This is a genomic window from Bradyrhizobium sp. AZCC 1719 (assembly GCF_036924525.1).
Lineage (GTDB): Bacteria > Pseudomonadota > Alphaproteobacteria > Rhizobiales > Xanthobacteraceae > Bradyrhizobium.
In genome coordinates, this window is the sequence record NZ_JAZHRU010000001.1 from 7,077,994 (window position 1) to 7,104,937 (window position 26,944).

At 63.4% G+C, this 26,944-nt stretch carries 29 protein-coding genes; 8 read left to right on the forward strand and 21 right to left on the reverse strand.

The window, feature by feature from the left end:
• Nucleotides 1–81 precede the first annotated feature (81 nt).
• Both V1292_RS33320 and V1292_RS33325 read right to left on the reverse strand, forming a co-directional pair.
• Nucleotides 82–354, reverse strand: coding sequence for a cytochrome C oxidase subunit IV family protein (locus V1292_RS33320; protein ID WP_334376803.1), 273 nt, complete (start codon nucleotides 352–354; stop codon nucleotides 82–84).
• 3 nt (nucleotides 355–357) lie between these two features.
• A complete protein-coding gene (locus tag V1292_RS33325) occupies nucleotides 358–933 on the reverse strand; it encodes a cytochrome c oxidase subunit 3 family protein (RefSeq protein ID WP_334376804.1) in 576 nt (191 codons plus the stop codon).
• 169 nt (nucleotides 934–1,102) lie between these two features.
• On the opposite strand from V1292_RS33325, the gene V1292_RS33330 reads away from it, so the two are divergent.
• Nucleotides 1,103–1,258 carry a hypothetical protein gene (locus V1292_RS33330; RefSeq protein WP_334376805.1) on the forward strand — a complete coding sequence of 52 codons (156 nt, stop codon included), beginning with the start codon at nucleotides 1,103–1,105 and terminating at the stop codon, nucleotides 1,256–1,258.
• Nucleotides 1,259–1,303: 45 nt separating this feature from the next.
• Here the strand turns inward: V1292_RS33330 and V1292_RS33335 are convergent, their stop codons facing one another.
• From V1292_RS33335 to V1292_RS33360, 6 genes are all read right to left on the reverse strand, one after another.
• Nucleotides 1,304–2,149 carry a copper chaperone PCu(A)C gene (locus tag V1292_RS33335; RefSeq protein WP_334376806.1) on the reverse strand — a complete coding sequence of 282 codons (846 nt, stop codon included), beginning with the start codon at nucleotides 2,147–2,149 and terminating at the stop codon, nucleotides 1,304–1,306.
• A gap of 133 nt (nucleotides 2,150–2,282) precedes the next feature.
• Nucleotides 2,283–3,713, reverse strand: a complete 1,431-nt coding sequence (gene ccoG, locus V1292_RS33340; RefSeq protein ID WP_334376807.1) for a cytochrome c oxidase accessory protein CcoG — start codon at nucleotides 3,711–3,713, stop codon at nucleotides 2,283–2,285.
• A 15-nt stretch (nucleotides 3,714–3,728) separates the two neighbouring features.
• A complete protein-coding gene (locus tag V1292_RS33345; protein WP_334376808.1) occupies nucleotides 3,729–4,043 on the reverse strand; it encodes a metal-sulfur cluster assembly factor in 315 nt (104 codons plus the stop codon).
• Nucleotides 4,040–4,549 carry a DUF2249 domain-containing protein gene (locus V1292_RS33350; protein WP_334376809.1) on the reverse strand — a complete coding sequence of 170 codons (510 nt, stop codon included), beginning with the start codon at nucleotides 4,547–4,549 and terminating at the stop codon, nucleotides 4,040–4,042. Before V1292_RS33350 ends, V1292_RS33345 begins: the two co-directional genes overlap by 4 nt.
• Nucleotides 4,550–4,571: 22 nt before the next feature.
• The gene (locus tag V1292_RS33355) at nucleotides 4,572–5,909 is read right to left on the reverse strand and encodes a hypothetical protein (protein ID WP_334376810.1); all 1,338 of its coding nucleotides are present in this window, start codon (nucleotides 5,907–5,909) and stop codon (nucleotides 4,572–4,574) included.
• A 9-nt stretch (nucleotides 5,910–5,918) separates the two neighbouring features.
• Nucleotides 5,919–7,097: an NnrS family protein gene (locus tag V1292_RS33360; RefSeq protein ID WP_334376811.1), complete on the reverse strand. Its 1,179-nt coding sequence runs from the start codon at nucleotides 7,095–7,097 to the stop codon at nucleotides 5,919–5,921.
• Between the two features lie 401 nt (nucleotides 7,098–7,498).
• Here V1292_RS33360 and V1292_RS33365 point away from each other — a divergent pair, with 401 nt between their 5' ends.
• Nucleotides 7,499–7,699 (forward strand): hypothetical protein, encoded by a 201-nt coding sequence (locus V1292_RS33365; RefSeq protein ID WP_334376812.1) that lies wholly within the window; start codon nucleotides 7,499–7,501, stop codon nucleotides 7,697–7,699.
• A gap of 7 nt (nucleotides 7,700–7,706) precedes the next feature.
• On the opposite strand, the gene V1292_RS33370 is transcribed toward V1292_RS33365, so the two are convergent.
• Entirely contained in the window at nucleotides 7,707–8,165 is a 459-nt protein-coding gene (locus V1292_RS33370; RefSeq protein WP_334376813.1) for a pseudoazurin, read from the reverse strand.
• Nucleotides 8,166–8,362: 197 nt separating this feature from the next.
• Between V1292_RS33370 and V1292_RS33375 the strand changes: the two genes are divergently transcribed.
• On the forward strand, nucleotides 8,363–9,085 hold the full coding sequence (locus tag V1292_RS33375; RefSeq protein ID WP_334376814.1) for a Crp/Fnr family transcriptional regulator: 723 nt from the start codon (nucleotides 8,363–8,365) through the stop codon (nucleotides 9,083–9,085).
• Here V1292_RS33375 and V1292_RS33380 read toward each other — a convergent pair.
• Nucleotides 9,082–9,294, reverse strand: coding sequence for a DUF1858 domain-containing protein (locus V1292_RS33380; RefSeq protein WP_334376815.1), 213 nt, complete (start codon nucleotides 9,292–9,294; stop codon nucleotides 9,082–9,084). The two genes, V1292_RS33375 and V1292_RS33380, sit on opposite strands and share 4 nt — an antisense overlap.
• Before the next feature lie 175 nt (nucleotides 9,295–9,469).
• Between V1292_RS33380 and nirK the strand changes: the two genes are divergently transcribed.
• The 3 genes from nirK (at nucleotide 9,470) to hemN (ending at nucleotide 12,965) form a co-directional block, all read left to right on the forward strand.
• Nucleotides 9,470–10,597 (forward strand): copper-containing nitrite reductase, encoded by a 1,128-nt coding sequence (gene nirK / locus V1292_RS33385; protein WP_334376816.1) that lies wholly within the window; start codon nucleotides 9,470–9,472, stop codon nucleotides 10,595–10,597.
• A gap of 61 nt (nucleotides 10,598–10,658) precedes the next feature.
• Nucleotides 10,659–11,522, forward strand: coding sequence for an SUMF1/EgtB/PvdO family nonheme iron enzyme (locus V1292_RS33390; protein ID WP_334376817.1), 864 nt, complete (start codon nucleotides 10,659–10,661; stop codon nucleotides 11,520–11,522).
• A 90-nt stretch (nucleotides 11,523–11,612) separates the two neighbouring features.
• On the forward strand, nucleotides 11,613–12,965 hold the full coding sequence (gene hemN / locus V1292_RS33395) for an oxygen-independent coproporphyrinogen III oxidase (protein WP_334376818.1): 1,353 nt from the start codon (nucleotides 11,613–11,615) through the stop codon (nucleotides 12,963–12,965).
• Between the two features lie 30 nt (nucleotides 12,966–12,995).
• On the opposite strand, the gene V1292_RS33400 is transcribed toward hemN, so the two are convergent.
• The 9 genes from V1292_RS33400 to V1292_RS33440 all read right to left on the reverse strand — a co-directional run bounded on the left by V1292_RS33400 (nucleotide 12,996) and on the right by V1292_RS33440 (nucleotide 23,080).
• Nucleotides 12,996–14,495, reverse strand: a complete 1,500-nt coding sequence (locus V1292_RS33400) for a tripartite tricarboxylate transporter permease (RefSeq protein ID WP_334376819.1) — start codon at nucleotides 14,493–14,495, stop codon at nucleotides 12,996–12,998.
• A gap of 12 nt (nucleotides 14,496–14,507) precedes the next feature.
• Nucleotides 14,508–14,978: a tripartite tricarboxylate transporter TctB family protein gene (locus V1292_RS33405; RefSeq protein ID WP_334376820.1), complete on the reverse strand. Its 471-nt coding sequence runs from the start codon at nucleotides 14,976–14,978 to the stop codon at nucleotides 14,508–14,510.
• Nucleotides 14,975–15,760, reverse strand: a complete 786-nt coding sequence (locus tag V1292_RS33410; RefSeq protein ID WP_334376821.1) for a carboxymuconolactone decarboxylase family protein — start codon at nucleotides 15,758–15,760, stop codon at nucleotides 14,975–14,977. Before V1292_RS33410 ends, V1292_RS33405 begins: the two co-directional genes overlap by 4 nt.
• A gap of 70 nt (nucleotides 15,761–15,830) precedes the next feature.
• Nucleotides 15,831–16,604, reverse strand: a complete 774-nt coding sequence (locus V1292_RS33415) for an SDR family NAD(P)-dependent oxidoreductase (RefSeq protein WP_334376822.1) — start codon at nucleotides 16,602–16,604, stop codon at nucleotides 15,831–15,833.
• A gap of 10 nt (nucleotides 16,605–16,614) precedes the next feature.
• Complete coding sequence (locus V1292_RS33420; RefSeq protein WP_334376823.1) at nucleotides 16,615–17,649, reverse strand: acyl-CoA dehydrogenase family protein; 1,035 nt, start codon at nucleotides 17,647–17,649, stop codon at nucleotides 16,615–16,617.
• Complete coding sequence (locus V1292_RS33425; protein ID WP_334376824.1) at nucleotides 17,649–18,860, reverse strand: acyl-CoA dehydrogenase; 1,212 nt, start codon at nucleotides 18,858–18,860, stop codon at nucleotides 17,649–17,651. Before V1292_RS33425 ends, V1292_RS33420 begins: the two co-directional genes overlap by 1 nt.
• Nucleotides 18,861–18,884: 24 nt before the next feature.
• Nucleotides 18,885–20,114, reverse strand: a complete 1,230-nt coding sequence (locus V1292_RS33430; protein WP_334376825.1) for an ABC transporter substrate-binding protein — start codon at nucleotides 20,112–20,114, stop codon at nucleotides 18,885–18,887.
• A gap of 57 nt (nucleotides 20,115–20,171) precedes the next feature.
• Nucleotides 20,172–22,307, reverse strand: coding sequence for an acetate--CoA ligase family protein (locus V1292_RS33435; protein WP_334376826.1), 2,136 nt, complete (start codon nucleotides 22,305–22,307; stop codon nucleotides 20,172–20,174).
• 2 nt (nucleotides 22,308–22,309) lie between these two features.
• A complete protein-coding gene (locus tag V1292_RS33440; protein WP_334376827.1) occupies nucleotides 22,310–23,080 on the reverse strand; it encodes an enoyl-CoA hydratase/isomerase family protein in 771 nt (256 codons plus the stop codon).
• Nucleotides 23,081–23,250: 170 nt separating this feature from the next.
• On the opposite strand from V1292_RS33440, the gene V1292_RS33445 reads away from it, so the two are divergent.
• Nucleotides 23,251–24,231: a tripartite tricarboxylate transporter substrate binding protein gene (locus V1292_RS33445; RefSeq protein ID WP_334376828.1), complete on the forward strand. Its 981-nt coding sequence runs from the start codon at nucleotides 23,251–23,253 to the stop codon at nucleotides 24,229–24,231.
• 38 nt (nucleotides 24,232–24,269) lie between these two features.
• Here the strand turns inward: V1292_RS33445 and V1292_RS33450 are convergent, their stop codons facing one another.
• Nucleotides 24,270–24,953 (reverse strand): TetR/AcrR family transcriptional regulator, encoded by a 684-nt coding sequence (locus tag V1292_RS33450; RefSeq protein ID WP_334376829.1) that lies wholly within the window; start codon nucleotides 24,951–24,953, stop codon nucleotides 24,270–24,272.
• Between the two features lie 127 nt (nucleotides 24,954–25,080).
• Here V1292_RS33450 and V1292_RS33455 point away from each other — a divergent pair, with 127 nt between their 5' ends.
• Entirely contained in the window at nucleotides 25,081–25,968 is an 888-nt protein-coding gene (locus tag V1292_RS33455; RefSeq protein ID WP_334376830.1) for an SMP-30/gluconolactonase/LRE family protein, read from the forward strand.
• 13 nt (nucleotides 25,969–25,981) lie between these two features.
• Here the strand turns inward: V1292_RS33455 and V1292_RS33460 are convergent, their stop codons facing one another.
• Complete coding sequence (locus tag V1292_RS33460; protein WP_334376831.1) at nucleotides 25,982–26,908, reverse strand: LysR family transcriptional regulator; 927 nt, start codon at nucleotides 26,906–26,908, stop codon at nucleotides 25,982–25,984.
• Nucleotides 26,909–26,944: the final 36 nt, after the last annotated feature.

Sequence of the window (26,944 nt, forward strand, 5' to 3'; positions counted from 1 at the left end):
CAATCTATTCACCAGCGGCCGACGCTCTTTGTGCCGGATCAAGGTTCTCGACGATCCCGGATGGTTCCCGGGATTTTACGGTCAGGACAGCAGGACCGAGACGGCGGACACGGCCCAGGCGAAGCCGACGATGAGCATCAGCCATGCGGTCGCAAGCCCGCGCCAGAGCGCCGGCGCAGTCCGCAAGTCGAGGTAATCGAGCAGGATCCTGCGGCCCTTGATTGCAGCAAGGACGAGAACGGTTCCGTCGGCGAGCACCGGATTTCGGGGGACGCCGGCGAGCGCCATGGTCGCGAAAGCAAGCGCAATCAGCGCCACCAACGTGATATCCAGACGGTCTGGTGAGTAACGCATGCTTCAGCGCACCAGATAGATGATCGGAAACATCACGATCCAGACCAGATCGACCATGTGCCAGAAGACCGTCGCGGTCTCCACATGAGCGGGATCGGCGCGGCGGCAGACGACCGCAAGAATGACGATTCCGAGGCAGACGTGCAGAAGGTGGAAGCCGGTCAGGAGGAAATACAACGTGAAGAACACACTCGTCTCGAGGCCGACGCCCGCGCCAATCTCGTGTGCATACTCGACGAGCTTGATCGCCACGAAGGCGCCGCCAAGCGCCATGGCGAGAACCAGCCAAAGTCGCGCACGAGAGCCTTCATCAGCCCGCGCCGATGCCGCGCCTTTCGCCGCGGCCCAACCGCTGGTCACCAGGACAACCGTGTTGCATCCGGCAAGCGTCAGGTCGAGCGCGGTCTGTCCCGACGCGAATACCGCGGGCCTGACCGCGCGGGTGACGATGAATGCGCCGAGGAACAAGCCGAAGGCGACGAGTTCGCTGAAAACGAGCACCCACATCATCGGATCACCCGGGAGTCCTTCAAAGACACCCCATCCCGGCTCCTCGCGCTCGCAATCCGCTATCGACATCCGATCTCCCGGTCGACGCCTATCATCCCCGACGGAGAAGGGTCTTTGTCGCCGAGCAAACACGACGGCGGTCGCGTCTATCACGTCGCTGCTTGCTGAAGCGCAATGTCAATGGCCAGTCGAAGCCGCTAGATACGGCGAGCCTTGAAGCAATGAGGACACAAGAGACATGAGCGACGCACAACTAGGCCTGCTTACCGCCACACCCATCATCATCGCCTTTGCCGGTGCACTGAGGGCAATGGGCGTCCTGTCCACCACGGCGACCGTATCCGCCATCGGACTATCAATCGCCATCGCCGTGGTGCTGTTCACAACGCAGTAGAGCGGTCCGGCGAGTCCGATTGCATAATACCCGTCGCGACCGCCGTCATTCGATGAGTATCGGGGCCGCAATGTCGACGCGGTCGTCCTTCGCCAAGTCGATGCCAAGCGACAACGACCACTTCCCGCCTGCGACGGCCGTCATGCGGACGCGCCAGCTATCGGCCGCCACGCGCTCGGCCCTCGCGGTGACGGGAGCGATTCCCTTGTCGGGATTGGACAAGGTGACCGAAAGCCCGTCGACCGCGAGAGGCTTCTCGTCGCCATCCTCAATCTGCACCAGGACCTCGATCGGACCGCTGCGGCCCGGCGAGACGGTGACGTTGGCCATCACGCGCGTTCCGCAGATGTGGGTGAAGAAGGGCTCCTCGGTTGACGCGACCGGCGCCGGAGACGCCGCTGCCGCGGCAGGTTCCATCGAAGCAATTTGCAGTCTCGGCCCTTTGGCGCCGACGCTGCCGACCTCGAAGTTCGCATCGATCTTCCCGGCGCGCTCGAAATTCAGCGAGACTGCAATCCGTTGGTCCTCCTCGAACGGCGCGATCAGCCCAATGAACATGATGTGGTCTCCTCCCGGCACCAGCGTCACCGTCGCATCCGCCGGAATCGCCAGACCGTCGTCGAGAGGCCGCATCGTCATGATGCCATCCTGCATGCTCATCTGATGAATCTCGACCTTGGCGGCCGCAGCGCTCGACGCCGAAAGCAGCCGGTCAGGCTCCACCCCCCGGTTCTCGATGGTGAGATACCCGCCCGCGACTTTTGCGCCTTTCGGCGTGGCGCGGCTCCAGGCCTCTCTCACCGTGATGTCGTGAGCGAGCGCCGGCGCGGAGCCGGCGAGCGCCGCCAGGGCGGTGGCGATCAGCATGAACTTGTTGAACCGGTAGAGCATGGCTAAACCTCCGATCGGGCCGGGCTTAATTCGGAATGTTGCAGATGGCGGCCTTCCCGACCTTGATGAAGCGCAAACTGACGACAATCGGAGTAACCGGCCGTCCCCGATTTTCGCGCGCATGGGCTGCGCTTCAGCGTTCGACGAACCTGTCTTTCGCGGAAAGAACCGTGGTGCCGCTTTCGTCGCGCGCGGTGAACACGACGTCGGCCTCCCGGGGAGTATTTGCGGTGAGCGTGACGCGGACGGCTTCGGAGCCGTCGGGAGGCACCTCGATCGGGGCCAGGCTCTCGTTGCCGATGATGGCCATCTGGGCGTCCACGCCGCTGACCGAAAGTGTGTAGGAGTGAGCAACCGATGACTTGTTCAGGAGCTTGACAGTATAGGCGTTGCGCACCGATCCGTCCGACAGCCGGACCGCCAGGGGATCGCGATCGTGCTGGACCGAAAGCGTGGCGTTGGTCCTGGTCATGAAGGAAAAGACGATCGTAGCCGTCAACACGAGACAGGCCGCCGTCAGGCCGATGGTCTTCGGGCGCACCAGCCGGGAAACCGGCGGCTCAGCACGGCGGCCGCGCTCGATATTGTTCCAGCTTTCATAGTCGATCAGCCCGCGCGGGCGGCCAAGCTTCGACATCACGCTATCGCAGGCATCCACGCACAGTCCGCAATTGATGCAGGCGAAATTCGGTCCTTCGCGGATGTCGATGCCGATCGGACACACCGCGACGCATTGATTGCAGTCGACGCAGTCTCCCGCCGGTTTGCCCTGCAGGCGAAGTTCGTCGGCCTTCTTGGCCGACGTCCGTTGCTCGCCGCGGTAGTCCCGGTAATTGACGGTGAATGCCTCCGGGTCCCAGATCGCGCCTTGAAGGCGCGGCCACGGGCACATGAAGGTGCAGACCTGTTCGCGCGCAAAACCGGCGAGGCCGTAGGTGGTGCCGGCGAAGACGACGATCCAGCCAAGCGCGTTGGCCGAAACGTCGGCGCGCGCGAAGCTTCGCAGCAGTTCCGGCGCGTCGGTGAAGTAGAAGATCAGCGTGCCGCTGGTAGCCAGCGAGATCAGGAGCCAGGCGAAATGTTTCACGACGATCTGAATCGTCCGCTTGGCGTCAAGCGGGGCGTTCAGGTTCTTCAGACGCTGGCGCCTGTCTCCCTCGATCAGCCTTTCGACGAGCAGAAACAGATCGGTCCAGACCGTTTGCGGGCAGGCAAAGCCGCACCACAATCTTCCCGCCAGTGCATTGGTGAGGATCAGGATGGTCGAAGCAAGAACGAGGAGCCCTGTGACCAGATAGAGATCTTGCGGCCAGATCTCGATGAAGAAGAAGTAGAGCCGTCCGTGGGCGAAATCGAGCAGGACTGCCTGATCCGGCGCATTGGGACCCCGGTCCCAACGAAGAAGCGGCGTGACGTAGTAGATCGAAAGCGTCAGCAGCAGGATGATCCACTTGATCCGCCGGATCCGTCCCTTGACGGCCTGGGGCATGACCGGTTGACCTGATGCCGCTGCGGCGGCCCTGGCGCGCGTCTTCGCATGGTCGATCTCGATGGTAAGCGCCATTTCGCCGGCCCAGCCTCAGTTGACGGCGGCAAATCCGAGCGAGGCCCGGACGACCGGCTCGATGCGGGAAGGTGTCCAGGGCGGATCGAACGTCATCACAATGTCGACGGAGCGGACGCCCGGTACCCGCGCGGCCGCGTTCGCAGCGCCTTCCTCCAGAAAGCGGATTGCGGGGCATCCCGGGGTGGTCGCGGTCATGACGATGCGAACGGCGCCATCGATCACCGATATGTCGTAGACGAAGCCGAGATCGATGATGTTGTGACCAAGCTCGGGATCGATCACGACGCGCAGCGCATCCCTGATACGGTCGATGACCTGGTTCGTCATGACGGTGCCCTGACGGTCAGTTCGTAAGTTGCACCGTCCGGCGAGAATCCACCCAACCAGTGATATCCACGCTTCTCGAGTTGCGGGAACAGGAAGACGGGCTCGCGCCGCAGCAGCGCCGAAAGCGTTTCACCCGGCCCCAGTTTCTCGGCAGCCGCGAGGATCCGAACCATCGGCTCGGGCGGATCGAGGTCACGATTGTCGAGCCTGACGATCGGCTCCGGCCAATCGTCGAAGTCCGAGGTGCCGGAAGCAGGCGCGCTCTGTCTCGTTGCCGTCGCCGTTGGCGTGAACAGCACCTCCCATTCGCCGGCATCGAGTGCCTGCGCGGAATGCGAAAATCCTTTGTCCGCCATAACAGCGAACAACGGAACGGGTTTGAACGTGGCGTAGAGGCGGAGCCCCTGCCCGGGTTCGAGGCAATCGAGCGCGGACATGATGACCGAGAACGGCTCGCCACCTGCGCGCAGGATCGGACGGACGTCAACATCGATGTAGTCGGTCATGCTTATTCCTTTCCTTTCATGTTCAGGCCCTGGCACACAGCAGACACGGCGTGCAGGCGCCATCCGGAAGGCGCAGCGAACCCGCGACGTCTGCAAGGCGCCGTGTGCGGATCACTTCGCGGACGATACCGGCGAGGCCGATCGTCATCATCGCCGCTGCTGCCCGGAATGCCGACGGTTGGCCTGCCACCAGCGTCAGGGTTCCGAGCCACACGGCCACGTAGTAGATCACGAACCATTTCGATGCCCTCTCCTCCGCGACAAGATCTTGAACGCGCGGGGTCGGCGTCCGTCCCATCACAGGGCCGTAAGCCTCGAGCCAGGTCAGGAACGCCACGATCTTGTAGAGCTTGGCGAGAACCAGACCGGACAGCCAACCGAAGACGGCGAGAAAGGCGAATGCGCCGACATGCGCGGCGAAAGTGCCGGTCAGGACGAGCACCACGCCGAGGAAGGCCGCTGCCGCGAGACTGACGAAGGACAGCACCGCCATCCGGGTGTTGAGTTCGAGCTGCCGCCGCTTGCGGCCGCTGAAGATCCCGATCAGGTCGCGCCCATACAGAGCGGCCGTCGCCAGACCGAGAACGGCTGCGATCGACAACACGACATTCAATCCGAAAGCGAGCCAGATGGCGACAATTCCGCCGACCACTGCGACGGCGATGGCGAGCGCGCCGGCCGCCAGCGTCATATTGCTCTTCCGGTCGTCGACATCGGGCGAGAGCATGAACATGGATAGCAACCGATAGCTCACCCCCATGGCCGTCAAGGTGAGCCAGCCACCAAGGCCGCCGATCGCGTGCAACGGAACTCCATTTGCGAGGATCGTTTCCCCGATCGATCCCGCCCACCCCGCATGCGCAAACGCAAACATCGCGCCGAAGGCGATCGTGGCACAGAGCGAGGCCAACCCGACCAGGACGAAACGTGCGGGTCCCACCGGCCGCAGCCATGCCGTCAAGCCGAGATCGACAACGACCAGGCCGAATCCGCCAACGAGCAGGACCGCCCCGAGCGGAAGCAGCCAGAGCCAGGCAGGAAGCCGGCCGCCCAATCCCAGGAAGCCGGCGAGCAGTGAGACGAGACCAGCGGTCAACAGGCCAAGCGCCGGCAACGCCCACTTCTCGGAAAACAGCGGCCTTGCGACGAGCACCGGCACGAACTGGAATAGCGCGCCGCACATCGCCAGGCTGAGCCAGCCGATACAAACCACGTGCACCAGGACGAGGGTATCGGGCGATGCAAGATGCACCGCCGGAAAGCCGAGGCCTGCGACCATCAGCGCCAGCGCGACGAACAACCACGCGAGCGCCGCCGCGAAGTAGCTCATCGTCCATCGTGATATGCTCGCGCCGATCATCGTGCTCCCTTAGAACTTGCGTGCGCTGCACAGAAGCGGCGCGTAAGCGAGCGCGAAACCCAGAAACGCCCCCGCCCACGCGACACCCGCGATCGTCAGCAGCGGGATCGAATGAGCCGGCTCGAGAGCCGCACATACCCGCGCCAGCGCGGCGACGACGATTGAAGCGTAGACGAGCTGGGTGGCAATGGAGGCCGAAAGCGCCTGCCCGGTGTGGCCGAGTGAGGCGCGGGTCATTACGGCGATCGTCATCGAACCGATCGCGCCTCCGGTCCAGGCGTGGATTCCGGCGCTGGGAGCGACAAGGTCCACTGCAGATAGCGCCGCCAGCAGGAAACCGGCCGGCACGAATGCGTAAGCCACATGAAGGATCAGCACGAGACGGTCCGACACGGTCCGATCGCCGGCCCAGCGAGCCAGGCGGATGATGTGGAGCAGACCGGCGACGCCGAGTGCGCCTGCGACGAAGCGGCCCGAGGGAGTCACCACCCACGCGATCATGGCGCAGACGCCCGCGACCATCGTGATCGCATCGAAGCGGTTAAAGGGGATGGGCAGCCTTCCGGGCTTGCGGCGCGCCAGCCAGTTGCGCGTGAAACTCGGGACGATCCGACCTCCGATTACGCAGACCAGCGTGACGACGAGGCCGACGCCAAGTCGCGTGGAATAATCCGCCAGACCATCGAAATGCGCCTCGACATGAAACGCGATGTTGGTGACGGCCAGCAGCGAGATGATGCCGACCACTTTCAGATTGTTCCACTTGCGTCCGGCGATGATCTCGCGGGCGGCTGCGGCAGCGAGCAACAGCAGAAAGGCGGCATCAATCACCAGTGCGATTTCCCAGCCGATGATCCCGGAGAATGTCACAGCCAGCCTTCCGGCAAGCCAGGCGGCGAACAGAATCGCGAGCGGAGCCCCCTGGATCGGAAGGCGGCCCGTCCAGTTCGGCACCGCCGTCAGAAGAAAGCCGGCGATGACAGCGCCGACATAGCCGAACAGCATCTCATGGACATGCCAGTCTCGCGGCGCCAACGCGATCGGCAGCGAGACATGGCCGGCGAACACCACGAGCCACAGCGGAACCATCGCACCGGCATAAATGGCGCCGAACAGAAAGAACGGCCGGAAGCCGTAGGAGAACAGCGCCGGCCCCTGATAGGCCCTCAATTTCTGCATCGTCGTCATGAGCGATTTCCGTTAATTGCTTGCGATCATAAGCCGTTCCGATCGAGGCTCTTTGTCGGGGCACAAATTGCAGCGTCGTTCGTCTGGATGTTTGATCTCAGACAAAGATCGCGCGGTCCTCGATCTGCATTGTCGGTTCCACCATCAACGGAGGACGCGATGCGGATTTTCGAGCGATTGAGAGGACGAGACCGAAGCGATGCCGCTATCGTGCGCAAGCTTTTCGAGGCCATCGCCGGCGATCTTCTCCGGAAAATCGAGGGCGAAACCAAAGCCCCGGTTTTCACCGAGACCAAAGCCAGTTGCTGTTCCTGCTGCTCGGCCGAAGAAAGGTCCCCTCAGTAGGCCGATCTTGCGCTAGATCAATGCGCCTTTCGCGTTTGGCGACAGAACAATCGCCAATGAGCAGCGCTACCCCGCGCGAAGTCTGGCTTCCGATCGCGCTTGCCCCTGACGATTGCGACCTCGAACTCGGCCACATCTACACGGCTGGGATCGAGGCGCTGCGCTTCCCATGCCGACGCAAGTCCGGCATCTGGTACAATGTCTGGATGGATGAGCCGCTGCTGATCCATCCGACCCATTGGAGAAGCTGGCGTTAGGTGACCGCTATCTGGATGCGGTCTTGCTGGCCTCCAGCGTGTCGAACAGCTTCGCAAAGATCTGCTTTGCCTTTCCGACCTGCGGAACGGCCTTGGCCTGATCGACGTTGCCGGGCTTTCCGACCACGATCAACGCAACCATTCCCATGCCGTAGTGAGGCAGACACTTGATCCCGTAGACCCCTTCCTGCTCGAACTTGACGGCGATGTCCTCATTGTTCTTGCCGACGAACGGCGCTGCGCCCTCCGGGAGCATGCCCTTGATGGACTCCGCGTTGTGGCCCTTGTCCGTGGACACGAACTTGACGGTGTCGCCGGGTGCAATCTTCACGAAGGCCGGCTCGAATACCATCACTGCGCCGTCGGTTCCCTTGTTGAGGAGCTTGACTTCAACCTCCGCCGCCCGGGCGCCTCCGGTCAGGAGTAGAACCCCCGCAGCCGCGGCCAATATCGCAATCTTTTTCATGTGTTCCGTCTCTTTCCGATTTCATGGACTTGCACCCGGGTCTCCCGGGCTCCCACGTACCGGATACCGCCGTTCGGTCCTGCCGATATTGCGCCAGCGCAATCTCCGGGCCGAATCCTGCGCTAAGAGCTTGGCAGGCCGTTGAGGCCTGCTTCGTCCGCGGATACCGTCCGCGGCATATTGGAACGAGGATATCGATGGCCTCAGTCGACCGCTCACTGGTCGCGAACCTGCCGATGTTCGCTGGCCTTGCCCCCGCCGAACAGGAAGAACTGTTGCGGGAAGCGCGTTCGATTCGATACCCGAAGGGAACCGCAGTTTTCGATCAGGGTGCGGAAGCGGATCGCTTCTACCTCCTGCTTCACGGGCATCTGCGCGTCGAAAAGACCACGCCACAGGGGCAGCAGTCCGTCGTCCGCTACGTCTCCGCTGGCGAGCTCTTCGGCGTCGCACAGGCCATGAATCTCACGCGCTATCCGGCGACCGCCGTCGCCGCTGTCGACAGCATTGCGCTCGCCTGGCCGTCGTCTTCCTGGAATCGCCTGATCGCCAGATATCCGAGCCTGGCCTCCAGTGCGTTGCAGACCGTCGGCAGCCGCCTCCAGGATACCCAGGCCCGCGTCATGGAGATGTCGAACGAGCAGGTCGAGCAGCGCGTCGCGCATGCGCTGCTGCGCCTGGCCAAGCAGGCCGGAAGGAAAGTCGATGCCGGCGTCGAGATCGACTTCCCCATCAGCCGGCAGGACGTCGCCGAGATGACGGGGACGACATTGCATACCGTCAGCCGGATTCTCAGCGCGTGGGAGCAGCAGGGACTGGTCGAGGGCGGCAGGCAGCGAATTGTTTTGCGCGATGCGCACAGGCTGCACGGCCTCGCCGAAGGCGATGAAGCCGCCAAGGTGCGTAAGCCCGCCCCCTAGGCCGCTTTCGCCATATCCTGAAGCTTCGACAGGAACGCCGCCGCGTCGACGCTGTGTTCATCGCATGCTTCATCGACCGAGTGGAAGGTGGCGATTGGACAGCCGACACACCGCATCCTGAACTCGAGGAAGACGCGTATCGTCGATGGCCAACGACGCATCACGTCGTCAACCATCAGATCCACCGTCGGTACTGCATGATTCTTCATGCAACGACCTTAACCTGGCGGTTACCTAGTCCTCTTTGTTCGCGCGCAAATTCCCGAACAGTCCCCTTCCTCGCTCAAGAAAACGTCTTTCCTTGTTCCAGCGCAAAGAGTCTCGCCGCCACCTCGCTAATGATGCACGCGTCGAATTGGAACGCACGAAGCGATGGAGAGCATCATGCTGACGAGAAGGACTGCTTTAATGGGTGCCGCTATCGCGGCGCTGATGATGACCGCACCAGCCGTGGCAGGACCGGCAGACGATCTGAAGCTGCCGCGCAAGAAGGTCGAGCTGGTGGCTCCGCCCTTCGTCCACGCCCATGAACAGGCGACCAAGACGGGACCGAAGATCGTCGAGTTCAAGCTGACGATCCGCGAGAAGGAAGTCGTGATCGATCCTGCCGGCACGAAATTCCATGCGATGACGTTCGACGGATCGATGCCGGGACCGATGATGGTGCTCCACGAGGGCGACTACATGGAGCTCACGCTGGTCAACCCCGCAACCAACAGCATGCCACACAATATCGACCTGCACTCGGCAACCGGTGCGTTGGGTGGCGGCGCACTGACTCATGTGAATCCCGGCGAGCAGGTTGTGCTGCGCTGGAAGGCAACCCGGCCCGGCGTCTTCGTCTATCACTGCGCGCCGGAAGGCATGATCCCCTGGCACGTCGTCGCCGGCATGCACGGCACGGTGATGGTGCTGCCGCGCGACGGCCTGAAGGATGCCGACGGCAAGGCGCTACGCTACGACAAGATCTTCTACATCGGCGAGAACGAGCTGTATGTGCCGAAGGATGCGAACGGCAAATACAAGACCTATGAGACCATCGGCGAATCCTATGGCGACACGATGGAGGTCATGCGCAAGCTGATCCCGAGCCACGTGGTGTTCAACGGAAGTGTCGGATCGCTCACCGGCAAGAACGCGCTCACCGCCAAGGTCGGCGAGACCGTCATGCTCGTGCATTCGCAGGCCAACCGCGATACCCGTCCTCACCTGATCGGCGGGCATGGCGACTACGTCTGGGAAGCCGGCAAGTTCAACAACCCGCCGCAGAAGGATCTCGAGACCTGGTTCATTCGCGGCGGCTCGGCCGGCGCGGCGCTCTACACCTTCCGCGAACCCGGTGTCTACGCCTACGTCAACCACAACCTGATCGAGGCCGTCGAGCTCGGCGCCACGGCCCACATCAAGGTGGAAGGCAAGTGGAACGAGGACCTCATGAAGCAGGTCACCCCTCCCGGCCCGATTCCGCCTGACAAGGTCGGTGCCGCCGACCCGGTGGCCGTCACCCGCTAGGTGGAGCCGAAACGACGGCCCGCGGTTCCCGCCGCGGGCCGTCGCACGAGGAGACGACGTCATGATCATTGTGATGAAAGTGAAGGTGGCAATGCTCGCAGGCGCGTTGGCCGCGCCGATCCTGGCAACCGCGTTCGCGCCCACGCCTCAGTCCGACACGGACGGAGTCCTGCGCCTGGCATCCACTTCCTTCAGCTACCGCGCCGCCGGCGATTTCTCGCGGAACGGCCGGCCGGTCGAAGGACCGCTGCGCGGACACCGCCTTCCCGCCGATCTCGTCGTGATGAAACGGCAGGTCACGGTCGCCGAATACGCGCGTTGTGTCGACGAAGGCGCCTGTCCGCGTATCGGCGCTTCCGCAGGCGCGCAGAACGTTCCCGTCGTCGGCGTCAGTTGGCACGATGCCTCGGCCTATGCCGTATGGCTGTCGCGCAAGACCGGTATCATCCATCGCCTGCCGACCGACGAGGAGTGGACATTCGCCGCCGCCGAGAAGGCACGCGACGAAGCGATGCCGCTGGTCGATCCCAGCGATCCCGCACAGGCCTGGATCGCCCGCTACGAAACCGAATCCGCCCGCGACCGGCCGGCCGCAACGGCCGCGCAGCCGGGAGGCACGTTCGGCACCAACAGCAACGGACTGGATGATCTCGCCGGCAATGTCTGGGAGTGGACGAATAGCTGCTTCGTCCGCGTTTCGCTCGAGGGTGAACGCGAGCGGATCACCAACACCAATTGCGGCGTACGCGTCGTGCAGGGAGCCCATCGCTCCTACATGACCGACTTCATCCGCGACCCCAGGTCCGGCGGCTGCGCCGCCGGCGTTCCGCCGACCAATCTCGGCTTCAGGCTCGTCGTCGAACCCTCCCAGTCGGTCGCTGCGACTGCCGTCCGCGGTGTCGCAAAGCTGCTGCGACGAACATAGCCATCCGCCGATCGGCTGCGGCTTGAGCTAGCACAAAGTCCTTCCACCACGAGTCCGGTAATTGATCCGCAGGCGGAAGGAGAAGAGAAGATGCGATCGGACTTGGCGCAATCCTACGGGCAGGACAGGCTGCCGCGCTACACCAGCTATCCCACAGCCCCACATTTCTCGCCGGGAATTGGCGAGGAAGACTATCGGAAATGGCTGAAGTCGGTGCCCGTCCGGCAACCGGCCTCGATCTACCTGCACGTGCCGTTCTGCCGATCGATGTGCTGGTACTGCGGATGCCACACCTCAGTCACGAAGCGTGACGATCCGATCGTGACCTATGTAGCCGGTCTGCGCACTGAAGCGGACCTTGTCGCCGAGACGATCGGCCAGAGATTGCCGATCTCGCATGTTCACTTCGGTGGCGGTACGCCGACGATCATGTCGCCCGAGGCGTTCGTGGACCTCGTCGGCGCGCTACGCTATTCGTTTTTCGTGCTTCCCGACGCCGAAATCGCCGTGGAAATCGACCCGCGTACGCTGACGGAACCGATGACGGAAGCGCTCGGCTACTGCGGCGTCAATCGCGCGAGCCTGGGCGTCCAGAGCTTCGATCCCGCGGTCCAACGCGCCATCAACCGGCTGCAGAGCTTCGAACAAACCGCAACTTCCGTCGAACGCCTGCGCCGGGTAGGCGTCCGTCGGATCAATTTCGACCTGCTCTACGGGTTGCCGCTACAAACGGTGGACTCGTGCCTCGACACCGTCGCCAGATGCGTCGAACTTCGGCCGGACCGCTTTTCAGTGTTCGGCTACGCCCATATTCCGTCGTTCAAGAAGCATCAGCGCAAGATCGCGGAGGACTCCTTGCCCGACAGCATCGAGCGGCACCTCCAGTCTGAAACGATCGCGGAAGCCTTGCTGGACGCAGGTTACGTCCGCATCGGCCTCGATCACTTCGCGCTTCCCGGCGACAGTCTCGCCATCGCGAGGCAGGACGGCAGGCTGAGGCGCAACTTCCAGGGCTATACCGACGATTCCGCCGACACGCTCATCGGTCTCGGCGCCAGCGCGATTGGCCGCATGCCGCAAGGATTCGTGCAGAATGTCGTTCCGACGCGCGACTATCTCACGCGCATCGCCGAAAATCGGCTCGCCACCGCCAAGGGATACGTGTTCACCGATGAAGATCGCTTCCGTGCTGATATCATCGAGCGCATCATGTGCGATCTTGCCGTCGATCTGCCCCGGGTATCGCGGTTGCATGGCCGCGACCTTCGATCCGCAATCGTCGACCGATCACGGATCGAGAGCCTCATCGCCGACGGCGCCGTGACGATGGTCGATGATCGGCTTTCGATCAGCGACGGTGCAGAATTCCTGGTTCGGAGCGTCGCGTCGGCGTTCGATGCCCATCTTGCCCATTCCGCAGCGACGCATAGCCGCGCGGTCTGACCCGAACGTCCTCATAGCGAGGCTGCCTGCTCATTCCTGCAAGGCTTCCTGACGCCGCGTGCGGATGGTGGGTAGCATGATCAGGACGACGGCTATGGCGGCCGCGGCGAGCAAGCTCGCCGACAATGGCGAGGTGAACAGCACGGAGACGTCGCCGCGCGAGAGCACCATGGCGCGGCGGAAGTTTTCCTCGATCGCGGGCCCCAGCACCAACCCGAGCAGGAGCGGCGCCGCCGGCAGTTGCAGCTTGATCAGCGCGTAGCCGAACACGCAGAACACGGCCGCTTCATAGACCTCGAAGGTGCCGCTGTTGATCGAGTAGACGCCGATCGAGCAGAACACCATGATCGCCGGAAACAGATAGCGATAGGGAATGGTGAGAAGCTTCACCCACAATCCAACCAGCGGAAGGTTCAGGATCAGCAGCATCAGATTTCCGAGCCACATCGAGACGATCAAGCCCCAGAACAAGGTGGGGTTCTTCGTCATAACCTCCGGGCCGGGCTGGATATTGTGGATGTTCATGGCCCCCACGATCAGCGCCATGACGACGTTGGAGGGAACGCCGAGCGTCAGCAGCGGAATGAACGAGGTCTGGGCGCCGGCATTGTTGGCCGACTCCGGGCCGGCGACGCCTTCAATCGCCCCCTTGCCGAACTGCTCCGGATGCTTCGACAGCTTCTTTTCCAGCGTGTAGGAAGCAAACGAGGACAGTACCGCGCCGCCACCCGGCAGCACGCCGAGCAGTGTGCCTAGCGCGGTACCGCGCAGCATCGCGGGAATCATGCGACGGAAATCGTCGCGCGTCGGAAACAGATTGGCGATCTTCTGGGTGACCAGCGAGAGCTTGCCGTCCTGTTCAAGGTTCTTGACGATCTCGGCAAAGCCGAAAATACCCATCGCGAGTGGTACGAAATCAAGTCCGTCGAACAGTTGCGGAATGCCGAAGGCGAAGCGCTGCGTGCCACTGCTGAGATCGGTGCCGACGAGGCTCAATAGCATGCCCAGCACGACCATGCCGATGCCTTCGAGGAACGGACCGCTCGACAACACCGAGGCGAGAATCAGCCCGAGGATCATCAGCGCAAAGAATTCCTTCGGCCCGAACAGCAATGCTGTCGCCGCAAGCGGCCCGGCCAGAGCCGCCAGCGCCAACGTCGCCACGCAGCCCGCGAAGAACGAACCGATGGCGGCGGTGGCCAGCGCCACGCCGGCCCGGCCCTGTTTCGCCATCTGATGGCCGTCGATCGTGGTCACGACGGAAGACGACTCGCCCGGCAGGTTGACCACGATGGCGGTGGTCGAGCCGCCATACTGCGCGCCGTAATAGATGCCGGCGAGCATGATCAGCGCCGATTCCGGCGGCAGCGCATAGGTGATCGGCAGCAGCATAGCGATAGTCGCAAGCGGGCCGAGGCCGGGAAGCACGCCGATCAAGGTCCCCAACAGGCAACCGAAGAAGGCATAGAGCAGATTGGCCGGTTGGGCCGCGGTAGAGAAACCTGTCGCCAGATTGTGAAACAGATCCATGCGACGGCTCCATCAGTTGAAGATCGACGGCCAGACCGGAAGCCGCAGCCCCAGGCCGTAGACGAACACGAGCAGACACAGCGCGATCAGTACGGCCGCATTGGCCAGCGCGCCTTTCCAGGTGAATTCGGCACTGGCCTTGCTCGACACCATGATCAGAACGAACAGCGCGCCAATCAGACCGGCCGGAAAGAGAAGAAGCGCGAACAGGGCCACGGAACCGGTCACCCATGCGAGGCCCTTCCAGTCCCACTGGCGCAAAGGCTGGCATTCGGCCGTCGACTTCATCGCGCCCAACATCACGGCAAGTCCGATGGCGGCGAGCACGATCGCGAGCAGACGGGGAAAATAGCCCGGCCCCATCCGGGCCGCGGTGCCCGCGGGATAGCCGAGCGCCACGACATAAAAGAACATCGCAAAGCCGAGGAACAGTGTGCCCGAAGCAAAGGCCCGCTGATTGCGGATTGAAAGCCCAAACATCATTCTGGTCCCCTCTGGTCCGACGTGCTGCCTGCCCTGTCATCGATTGCTTCCAGCAGGACCGGCACGCCGACCGCACAGGCGTGGACGCCAAGGTGAGCCGTCATCTGGATAACCTGAAGGATTTCTCGCTTGTCGATGCCGAGCCGCAGGGCCCGCCTGATCTGCAGGCGCAGCCCAGGCGGATTGAGACTCGTGAAGCAGCCGCTCAAGGCGATCGAAATCAGGCAACTCGCCTGCTCATCGAGCCCGCCTGCCCCGCGCTCGCCGGCAAGGAGATCGAGCAGCACGGCGAAATAGCCGGGATCGAGCCGCAGCCACTGGTCGCAGAAATCGGGGAAATCCCCGAACTGTGCCACATAGGCTTCGCGCAGCGCCTGCTGCTGGCCGGACAGATCTCCCCCGAGAGGATCGAGCCCTGCCGCCGCAAGTTCCTCGACCAGGATTCCGACACCGACGTTGCAGCCGTCCAGCCCCTGAGCGGTAGCGAGCCGCAATACGTCGATGATTTCCCGCGCCGACGCGCCGTGCTCGAGTGCAAGCCGCGTATGCAATGCCAGCCCCGAGCGAAACAGATGCGTCGCCGATCCATCCAAGGCGACATAGATCAATTCGCACATCTTGCGCGATAGCGGACCGGTTTCCGCGGGATAGCCGCCATAGCTTGCATAGGTTGCAAGGAAAGCCGGATCAAGCCGCAGCAGCCCCTCCGTCCATGGCCGCCAATAGCCGCGGGCGCGGACGAAAGCTTCCTTCAGGGCCTGCTCGTCGGAGGTGAGATTCATGAGGAGTATCCTGCAACAGCTCGACCAGAGCCCAATCCTCGCGATGCACTTGTGCCGCTTGCGTTTTGCGCTAGACGATGTTGGTGGCGGTAATGCCGCCGTCGACCGTCAGCACCTGCGCCGACATGAAGGCGCTGTCGTCGCCGGCCAAAAAGCAGATCGCCCTGGCGATGTCGTCGACGGTGCCGAGACGTCCGAGCGGCGTTCGTGCAATGCGGCGCGCGTCGAGCTCGGCGTTGCGGTTTCGCATGGTGCCTTCGGTCGGAATGGCCGAGGGCGCAACCGCGTTCACCCTGATCTTGCGCGCACCAAGCTCCGCCGCCGCCGCCCGTGTAATGCCCATGACACCGGCCTTGATGCCGCTGTAGACGACGCTGTTCTTTCCCGAGATGAGCCCGGCGACCGAGGCCACATTGATGATCGCGCCGCCGCGTTCGGCGTCCATGGCCTCAGCCGCGGCCTGAATCCCCCAGATGATAGCCTTGAAGCCGATGTTGAGCATGCGCTCCACCGTCTCCGGAGCAATCTCGGCGATGGACTGGTAGCGGACCCACGCAGCATTGTTGACGAGGATATCCAGGCGTCCCTGCTGTTCGGCGAGGCCAAGTACTGCCTGCCGCATGCCTTCCCGGGTCGAGACATCTTGCGGGATGGCGACTGCATGGCCGCCGGACGCCTGGATTGCGTCCACCACCGCGTTGACGAACTCCGGCCTCAGATCGTTGACGCCAACGACAGCGCCACGCGAAGCAAGCTGAAGGGCTGTCGCGCGCCCGATGCCGTTTCCGGAGCCGGTGACGAGTGCAACGCGCCCCACCAACGCCTTGTCATGAGTCTCCGTCATCCCATTTCTCCTATTGTGCTGCCGCTGCTTCAGCGGCCGGCGCGATCTCCGCGACGTAGCGACGGCCGAGCGCGGCGATGAGGCCGCTGGCATCGCCTTGCGCCTGCAGGCTGCGGATTCGGCGTATGTGACGGTGTACCGGCACGTCCCATGTAAAGCCCATGCCACCATGTATCTGCAGCGCGCCCTCGCTGATCGACGTGCCGCATGCCGCCGCGGCGAGAAACGCCGCGTCGCGCTCGAGCGCGCCCGCCAGCTCGCCCAGGCTCCGCGTGATCGCATGGCGCATGCCTTCAAGCCCGAGCTTCTGGCGGGCCAGGGCATGACGGATCGCCTGGTTGTAGGACAAGGCGCGGCCAAACTGACGCCGGGTCGAGGCGTGCTCCTGCGCGAGCGACAGGCAGGCGCCGGCGGATCCGAGGATGGCGGCGGCGCGCAGCACATTGGCGTCCGAGCATAAGCGTGCCCAGGCGCCGTCGCGCAAGATACGCTCCTCCGGAATGGCGACGCTTTCCAGCCGCATGCCGTGCTCCAGCACCGTCAGATCAAGACCAGCCCCCTCCTCCACAACCACACCGTCGGCTTCGATCGAAATCAATGCCGCGCGGTCCGCGCCGATGCGCACCAGCACATGGTCGACCTCAGTGGCGCAAGGCGCCCGGGCAACCCAGCCGTTCAGCAAGACGGTGTCTGCCTCCCGCTCGGCGATGACGCTCCCCTGCCAGGCAATCGTCGCCAGCACTTCGCCGCGAACGATAGCCGCGGCCAGCCGCGGCACGGGTTGCCGCAGCAGTTGACCTAGCAAAATGGTCTCCAGCAGCGGAAAGCCCAGCAACCCCGAAGTTGCGGCGGCGACCACCGGCACGGCGAACGCCAGCGGCAAATCGAGCCCGCCCACGTCTTCATGCGCGACGACGCCGAGCAGTCCGTCGCCGGCAAGGTGGCTTGCCTGCTCCCGCAAGCCCAATCCGGAGCAAGCCGCAACGGCGCGCTCGGCGGTCACGGCAAAATCGGCTGGCTGCAGTCCTTCGCTGGTCGGCGCCATTACTTTCCTCTCGAGAGTTGCAGAATTCGATCGGCGATGATGCCAAGCTGAATTTCGGTTGTGCCGGCGTAGATCGTCTCGGCGCGCGCCTGCAAATAGATCGCTTCAAAACGCCGCCGTGCGACCTTCACTGCCGGTAGCAGCGGCATCGATGCCTGAGCGAGCAGTTCCAGCGCCAGTGCTGCAAAGCGCTGATGCGCCTCGCTCCAATGCAATTTCGCCAGGCTGCCGCGGGCGCCGATCCTGTCGCCGCTCACCAGAGCGTCGACGACGGTCTCGACATGCGCCTTCAGCACCTCGATATCGACGACGACTTCACCGATCCTGGCCGCATAGCGGGAGTCGGCCACGAGTTGAGCCAGGACCGGATCGGTCTTGCAGGCCGAGATCAAATGGCGCAGTTCGTTCTCGAAACGCCAAGCGCGATACATGCGGTTGGTCGCCCGCTCGATCTCCAGCACGCGGATGGCGGCTGCCCAGCCCTCGTTGGGAGCACCGACCGCGTCCGACTGCGGCACCTCGACATCGTCGAAGAAGACTTCGCAGAAGCTCTCCCGCCCGTCGATCGACTTGATGGTGCGCACCCGCACACCTTCGGCATCCAGCCGCACCGCGAACATGGCGAGGCCACGATGCCGGTCCTCCAATGGCCCGGTGCGCGCCAGCACCAGGCAGCGCTGCGATCGGTACGCGCCGCTGGTCCAGATCTTCTGGCCGTTGATCCGCCAATTGTCGCCACTGCGCGTAGCGCGCGTGCGAAGGCTCGCCAGGTCGGAGCCAGCCTCGGGCTCGGAAAAACCCTGGCACCAGATATCGCGCATCTCCAGGATCGCCGGCAGGAAACGCCGTTTCTGCTCCTCGGTGCCGACCGCGAGGATGATCGGGCCAGCGAGCTCCTTGCCGATGGAGTTGACGCTCTCCGGCATCGCGAGCGCACCTATTTCCTGGTTCGCGATCAGGTGCTCGCGCAAGGTCCGGCCGTGCCCGCCATAGGCCTGCGGCCAGGTTATGCCCGCAAGCCCCGTGCGATGCATCGCGGCTTCCCATGCGATCGACTGCTGAAGTGTTGGCGCCACGAACGCCGCGCTGTCGCTGCGAAAGCCCGCAGGCAGGTTGGCGCGGAGCCAGCGACGCATCGCCACGCGATAGGCCTCACCGGACAGGCTATCTGCCGTGACGGCTTCGGGCGGCTCCGTTTCAATCACTGTCATCTTCAATTTCCCGCTTTCGCTGCGTCACTGCGATTTGAGGAGATCGCAAGCGCTCTCCGACGCCGGCCGCCACGCATCCTCGGCGGCAATCGTGCCCGCGATCTCGTAGTAGTCGAAAGTGTATTTCGACTCGGCCGCCGCCTTGATGCGGGCAACGTAAAGCGGACGCATCACCTGCCCGTCGGCGCGAATGCTCACATTCTTCATCGCGAAATCGTCGATGGGCGTGCTCTTCATCCGGCGCATCACGGCGTCGCCCTCGTCGGTATCTGCCGCGGCCACCGCCTTCAGGTAGTGCGTGACGGCGCTATAGGTGGCCGCCTTTGCCTCGTTCAGGATCTGCCCGTTGGCCGCTTCGGAAAATCGCTTGGCAAAGGCGCGGGTGTCGGCCGTCATGTCCCAGTAGAAGGGCGTGGTCAGACGCACGTTTTGAAGGTCTTGCAGGCCGATGCCATGGGTCTGGCTGATCATCAGCCCCAAGGGGACCAGCAGTTGCTTCTGCGTCAGCCCGAACTCCCGGGCTTGCTTGATGGAATTGGCAAAGTCCGCGCCGGAGTTGGCGAGCGCGATCGCCTTCGCGCCGCTCGCCTGCGCCGTCAGCAGGAATGACGAGAGATCCGAGGAATTGAGCGGATGCAGCACCGAGCCCATAACCGTGCCGCCACCGGCCTTGATGAAGTTCGTCGTGTCGGCCTGCCATACCTTGCCGAAGGCGTAGTCGACGGTGAGAAAGAACCAGCTATCTACGCCCTGCGCCAGCAGCGCCTTCACCGTGGCTTTCGGCTGCGCATAGGTGTCCACCATCCATTGCGTGGTCATCGGCGAACATTTGTCGTTGGTGAAGAAAGACCCCGCGGTCCCTGCCAGAAGGTAGGGCTTCTTCCGGTTTCTCATAATGTCTTGCACGGCGAGCGCGATCGAGGAGGCCGAGCAGCCCACGATGGCATCGACCCCTTCGTTGTCGAGCCATCGCAGCGCGATGGCGACCCCAATGTCCGGCTTGTTCTGGTCGTCAGCCGTCACGAGCTCGATCTTCTTGCCGTTGAGGGCGCCGCCGAAATCGCCGACGGCGAGCCGGGCCGCGGCAACCGCACCTGGCCCGCAATTGTCGGAATAGGGGCCAGTCTGGTCGTTCATGATGCCGATCTTGACCACATCGCCGGAAATGCCCTGCGCCGATAGCGGCGACGCGATCAGCAACGCGGCCCCCAAAATCACGATCATCCCACGAGAACGGATAGCCAGCTTGTTCATGCGCATCCTCCTCCTTTGCCTTTTCATGCCGGCTTCGCGGTTCTTCTTCGATTGACGTCAGCCACGTTCCTGCATCTCGCCGTCCGCGCGCGGGATCAGGAGGGCGTCGAGCGCCACGGCGCCCTCGCCTTGCGCTTTCAGAAGCAACGGATTGATGTCGATTTCGGAAATCGCTTCGGCATGGGCCGCGGCAAACCGCGACAGCGCGGCGACGGCCCGCGCCGCCGCCTCGAGATCGGCGCGCGGCCGGCCCCGTGCACCGTTCAGCACCGCGAACGCCTTGAGCGATTTCAGCATCGCCATGGCCTGCGCTTCGCTCACGGGCGCCATCTGCACCGCGGTGTCCTGCAGAATTTCCGCGAAGATGCCGCCGAGGCCGACCATCACCACCGGCCCGAAAATCGAATCGATCCGGCTCCCGAGAATGAGCTCGGCCACGCCCTTGGCCATCGGCGCTACGATCACGCCATCGATCGCCGCCTGCGGCGCCTTGCGCGCGACGCGCTCGAGCATCTGCGGAAACGCGAGCCGCACCTCGGCTTCCGAGGCAAGGCCAAGTGCAACACCGCCGACCTCGGTCTTGTGCGGCAGATCGCGCGAGGCGATCTTCAGCACCACCGGAAATCCGATCTCGGCCGCCGCACGCGCCGCCGCATCGGCATCCATTGCCAACCGTTCGGTGAGCACCGGCACGCCGGCGTCTGCCAGCGCGCCCTTGGCCCCGAGTTCATGCCGGAATGCGTCGGGCGAAAGCGGAGGCGCGCGTTCGATGGCAGGCTGGCTTTGCTCCTTGGAGCGCTTCGCCGCTGCCTGCAATCTCGCCAGCGCGGCGACCGTTGCGCAGCAGCCGTCGAAACTTGCGACCGTCGGATAGCCCATCGCGTGCAATTCCGCGAGAGCGTCCTCTGGACCGTCGACGCACAGAATCACCGGACGATCCGGATATTCCCTGCGGATAAAACGCAACGCTTCCATGTAGACCGAGCGCAGTCGCGGCATGTAGAGCGAGAACGGGAGCGGCAGCACCACCGTGTCACATCGGTCGTCGGCCACGACGGCCGACAGAATCTTCTGCAGGAGATCCGGGCGGCTCGACATTTGCGCCGTGGCGTCAACCGGATTGCGCGCGGAGGCAAACGGCACCAGGTCCAAAATCGTTCGCTGCGTCGCCTCGCTTAGTTCGGGCAGCGAAAGGCCCACCGCCTGCGCCGCATCGGCCAGCAGAACGCCAAATCCTCCCGAAGCCGCCAATAGCGCGACCCGCGATCCCCTCGGCAAACGATCCGGCAACAGGATCGAAGCAGCCTGGCCGAGATCGATCAGTTGCTCGATGCTGTGCACCCGCACCGCGCCGCTGCGGGCGAACATCGCATCGAAAACGGCGTCCGATCCCGCAAGCGCTCCGGTGTGGGAGGCGGCGGCAGCCTGCCCTGCTTCGGAGGTGCCGATCTTCAAGGTAATAACAGGCTTTCCCGCATCGCGCGCTTCTTCCAGTGCGGAAATGAGACGACCGGCATCACGGCAGGTTTCGAGGGCGCACAGGATCACCCTGGTGGCGGGATCGCGCGCAAGCCAGGCGATGCCGTCGGCGATATCGATATCGCACTCGTTGCCGGTCGTTATGAAGCGACTGACGCCGATACCGCGCTGGCTGGCGAGCCGCATCGTGAAACTGCCGAGATTGCCGCTCTGCGACACGATGCCGAGCGAGCCGGCCGCCGGCAGGCTATGTTCAAGCACGATCGAAAAGGTGGCGATCGATTTATCGGCGATACTGACTGCGCCGAGGCAATTCGGCCCCAGCACGCGCATTCCGCTGCGGCGCGCGGCCACACGCAGCCGCTCCTGCATGGCGCGCCCCTTCTCGCCGAGTTCGGCAAAGCCCGAGGAAAACACGACCACGCTACGCACGCCGCGGGCTGCGCATTGCTCCACCGCCTCGGGCGCCTTTTCGGCATCGACGGCGACGATGGCGAGATCGGGTGCTTCCGGCAGTTCTTCCATCGACGGGTAGGCCTGGAGACCTTGCACCGTCGCAGCCTTCGGATTGACCGGATAGATCTGGCCCGTGTAGCCGTAACGGCGCAGCAGCTCCACCGGCCGACCGCCGATCTTGGTTGCGTCTTGCGACGCGCCGATGATCGCGATCGAGCGCGGCCGCATTAGCGCGTCGAGACCTTCTCCCGGGCGCATCGCTAGCGCCCCTTGAACACCGGCGCCCGCTTCTCCAGGAACGCCTGCCGCGCTTCCTTGGCGTCTTCGGTCTTCGACAGCGCCATGGTGATGTTCTGCTCGAAGCGGTAGGCATCGCGCGGCGGCATCAGCTCGACCATGTTGGCCGCCTGCTTGGCATACTCCATCGCAATCGGGCTCTTCGCTGCGATCTCCCTCGCGATCTTCATCGCTTCCGGAATGAGATTTTCGCTGCTGGTGCAGGCCTCGATGATGCCCAGGCGATAGAGTTCGGCGGCGGGGACCCGGTAACCGGTGAAGAACATGCGGCGCATCAGCGAACGCCCGAACAGCGTGTTCAGCATCGCCGCGCCGCCTGCCAGCCCGACATTGATCTCGGGCATGCCGAAAACCGCTTCTTCAGAGGCGTAGAAGATATCGCACGACGCCATCAAGCCGACACCGGCTCCCAGCGCGGCGCCATTGATCGCCGCAATGACCGGCTTGGCGCACTCGCGGATGCAGTTGCCGGTCTCGCGGGTGATCCTGTTGTGGCTGTGAAAGGCGCCGAGCTGCGTCGCATCCGGACGATCCTTCAGATCGGCGCCGCTGCAGAACACCTTTCCGGCCCCGGTGAGGATCGCAACCCTGACATCGCTGCGCTCAGAAATCTCGTCGAACACGCTCACAATGCGCTCGCGCATCGCGCGATTGAGGGCATTAACCGGAGGGCGGTTCAGTGTCACCAGCGCGACGTAATCCGATACTTCGAGGGTGACGATATCGGCGGACATTGGCTTCCTCCCGGTTTCTTGATTGTTTCCTGACCGATCGGTCAGCTTAGCCGCTAGTACCACCGGAAGCTCTAGCTTGCAAGTCTCGGTACGACAGACCTGTTGACTGACCGATCGGTCGGGAACTAGAGTTGGGGCAATCACAAGAACGATTTTGGGAGGGAACCTACATGGCAGACATCAACCGCCGTCAGGCCGCAACGCTCATGGCCGGTGCCATCGCCGCGCCATTTGCCGCGCCTTCGATCGTGAGAGCGCGTTCGTCACAGACCATCTTCATCATCGTGCCCTATGCCAGCGGCGGCTCGATCGACAGCATGATGCGCGCCATCGCGAAGGCGATGTCAGAGACACTTGATCAGCCGGTGCTGGTCGACAACAAGCCCGGCGCCAACGGCATCGTCGGATCACAATACGTGGCGCGCGCGCCAAAGGACGGGTCGGTCCTGCTGGCCGGGGGTACCGGGCCGATTTCATTGAACGTTCTGCTGCGCAAGAACCTGCCCTACAAGCTCGCAGATTTCGCGTCGGTCGCCATGCTCTGCAACGGGCCGCTGTCGCTGACGGTGAACTCGAAGATGCCGGCCACCGATGTGAAGAGCTTCATTGCCTATGCGAAAACCCGCGACAAACCGCTGTTCTATGGGACCCTCGGCCCCGGCAGCGTGACGCATTTGTTCGGGATCATGATGGGCAAGTCGATGGGTTTTGCCGTTACAGACGTCGCCTATCGCAACAATCCGCTATCGATCATGGAGTTGATCTCCGGAGAGTGCGATCTCAATTTCGCAACGCCCGCCGCCGTCATCGAGCATGCCAGGGCCGGCAAGCTGCGCATCCTTGCGGTCTCTTCCGACAAGCGCATGCAAAATCTCCCCGATGTACCGACGCTTGCGGAGTCAGGCCATCCGGAGTTGACGGCCTCGTTCTGGACGGCCCTGCACGCCCCGGCCGGTACCCCGCCAGACATCATCGCCAGGCTGAACGCGGCTGCCAACGCCGCAATGCAGAAGCCGGAGATCGCGAAGCAACTGGAAATCGACGGGCTGCAGGTCGATACGGGTAAACCGGAGTTGCTCGATACCCAGTTGACCAAGGATGCGGCCCTGTGGGGCCCGGTGATCAAGGCGCAGAATATCGTGCTTGAGTGACGATTGCGCCTCCCCTGCCCAGGCGCGCCAGGCACGATCTACGTCGACGAGCGTGATTTTCGCCGCGCCGCCTTGGGGCGGTCGGCTGTCGGAAGATCTACCATTTCGCCGGTCCGCAGGCCATTGAACAGCATGTTGAAGTAGATATCGGCGATCTGTTCGGGGGTTGCCGATTTGTTGGGATTGTACCAGCGATGCATCCAGTTGAGCGAGGACAGGATCAGACGCCCCGCCATCGAAACATCGACGTTTCGAATTTCGCCGGCGTCGATGGCTTCCTGGATCAGGCTGCGCAGAAAGTTTTCGAACCGGTCGCGCCGCGTCAGTCTCTCCTTCTGCCGCAGGCGATCGGGGTCGTTCCAGAACGCGGTCGTCGAAGCAATCCAGGCCCAGCGATAGCGCCGGAAATATTCCGCCGTTGCGATCATGAACGCGCGGATCTTCTGCGACGGCGGCCCGTCAGGGATGCGGTCGCGCACGAACAGGTATAGTTCGAGCGTGGAGCCGACGGCGACACGCGCGTAGATTTCGTCCTTGTTGGAGAAGTGATGATACAGCAGCGATTTGGAAATGCCGCAGGCGACCGCGATGTCGCGCATCGACGTTCCCTCATATCCCTTGCTGGCGAAGAGCCGCCCGGCTTCAGAAAGGATCTGCAGGACTCGGTCGGACGCCTCGGCCTGGTTCGCGATGCCGTCCTTCGTGGTCGATAATTCAGCCATCCCACCTGCAATCCAGCCCGGCCCCAATATTGAAGCGCATACCGGCCGTCACCCTCCGAACGAACGTAGTTATCTACCGACCGATCGGTCAAGCCCACCCGCCGTCTAACCAGAAACGAGCGCCTGCATGTCTCCGACACCCTTCATCACCCGTATCGGCGCCACAAAGGACCAACTCGGCGAGAGCCCGGTCTGGGATACCCGTACGCAATCCCTCTACTGGATCGACGCCATGGCGGGACTGCTTCGCGAACTCAACCCCGCGACCGGCGCGATACAGGAATTTCAGGTTCCCCCTCCTATCGGTTCGATGGCCTTGCGGAGTGATGGCGGCGCCATCCTGGCGCTGCGCCACGGGTTCGCCCGTTACGATTTCGCCAGCCGTACGTTGACCCCGAGCACATCGATCGGGCTTGACCATCCCATGCTCCGCTTGAATGACGGCAAGGCGGATCCCCATGGAAGATTCATTGCCGGCACCATGCACGGCGGCCGGGCTCCGGATGAACGGCCGCTTGGTGGCCTCTATCGTCTGGAAGCCTCGGGAGCCCTGGAGCAGCTCGAAACCGATCTCGCCGTGAGCAACGGCCCGTGCTTCAGTCCCGACGGCCGGACATTCTACCTCGCAGACACTGCCAGACGATTGATCTGGACCTATGATTATAGCCGCGACGGCCCGCTTACCAACAAGCGCGTCTTCGCCAACACGGATGATTTGAATTCGGGTCCCGACGGGGCGACCGTCGATTCCGAAGGCTATCTGTGGTCGGTACTGGTACGTGTCGGCGCCATCGTGCGCTTCGCGCCCGACGGGAGGATCTCGCGCACCATCGAAATGCCGGTCCGCCATCCGACAAGCGTTAGCTTCGGCGGGCCCAATCTGGATGTCCTCTTCGTCACGTCGATTTCCCGCAGCACAAACTTGTCGGACGATCATCCGGACGCCGGCGGCTTGTTCGCCGTCGAAGGTCTCGGTGTTGAGGGCTTGCCGGCCCACACGTTCATCGCGAAGTGAACACTAGCTTGTGTTACTTGCGGCTCGATCCGGATCGCTTGACGCGCAGCGGCACCTGCTCCGCCATGTAGTCGACAAAGACCCTGATCTTTTCCGGCAAATAGCTGCTCTGCAGGAAAGTCGCATAGATGCCTTCGTCAAAGCTGGAATTGGTCACCTGGAAGCCGGGCATGAGCCGAACCAGCTTTCCGCTCCTCAATTCGCCGGCCACCGTGTAGTCGTCGAGCAACGCAATGCCATGCCCCTGCGCGGCCAGATCGCACAGGATGATGCCGTTGTTGCTGCTGAAGGCGGACGGCACGACAATCTCGCTGAGCTTGCCCTTGCGCATGAATTTCCAGACGACGTCGTCCGGGCCCATCCAGTAGGTCAGACAGCTATGCGCAGTCAGATCATCCGGCTGACGCAGCCTCGGCATTCGCGCAACGTAGTCCGGAGAGGCCACCAAAATCCGCTCGCTCCGCAGCAATCTCCGCTGCATGAGACCCGGGTCCTTTGGAGCGGCGATCTGGAAGTCGACGTCGAATTCTTCCTCCCGGAGTTGCGCGCGCCGCTCGCTCAGCCGCAGTTCGACCTTCAATTCCGGATGGAGTTTTTGGAACTCGGGCATTAACGGCGACAGCACCTTGATCCCGAACATGGTCCGCGAATGGACCCGTAGCGTGCCCCGCGGCGCGCTCTGCAGCGCGAGCGCCGCGGCCTCCGCATCCTCGATGCCGTGCAACACCTGCTCGGTTCGCTGGAAAAAGATCTTGCCGGCTTCCGTCAAACCGAGATGACGGGTGCTCCGGTTGAACAGTTGCACCCCGAGCTGCGCCTCGAGCTCCCCGATGTAGCGCGACACCGACGCCGGTGAGAGCCCCGCCCGCCGGCCGGCCGCGGAAAAGCTGCCCTCGCGCACCGTGCTGACGAACAATTCCATGGCCTGGAGCCGGTTCATCGATCTTTTCATTTTCTGCAAAAGAGATGCTCGGAC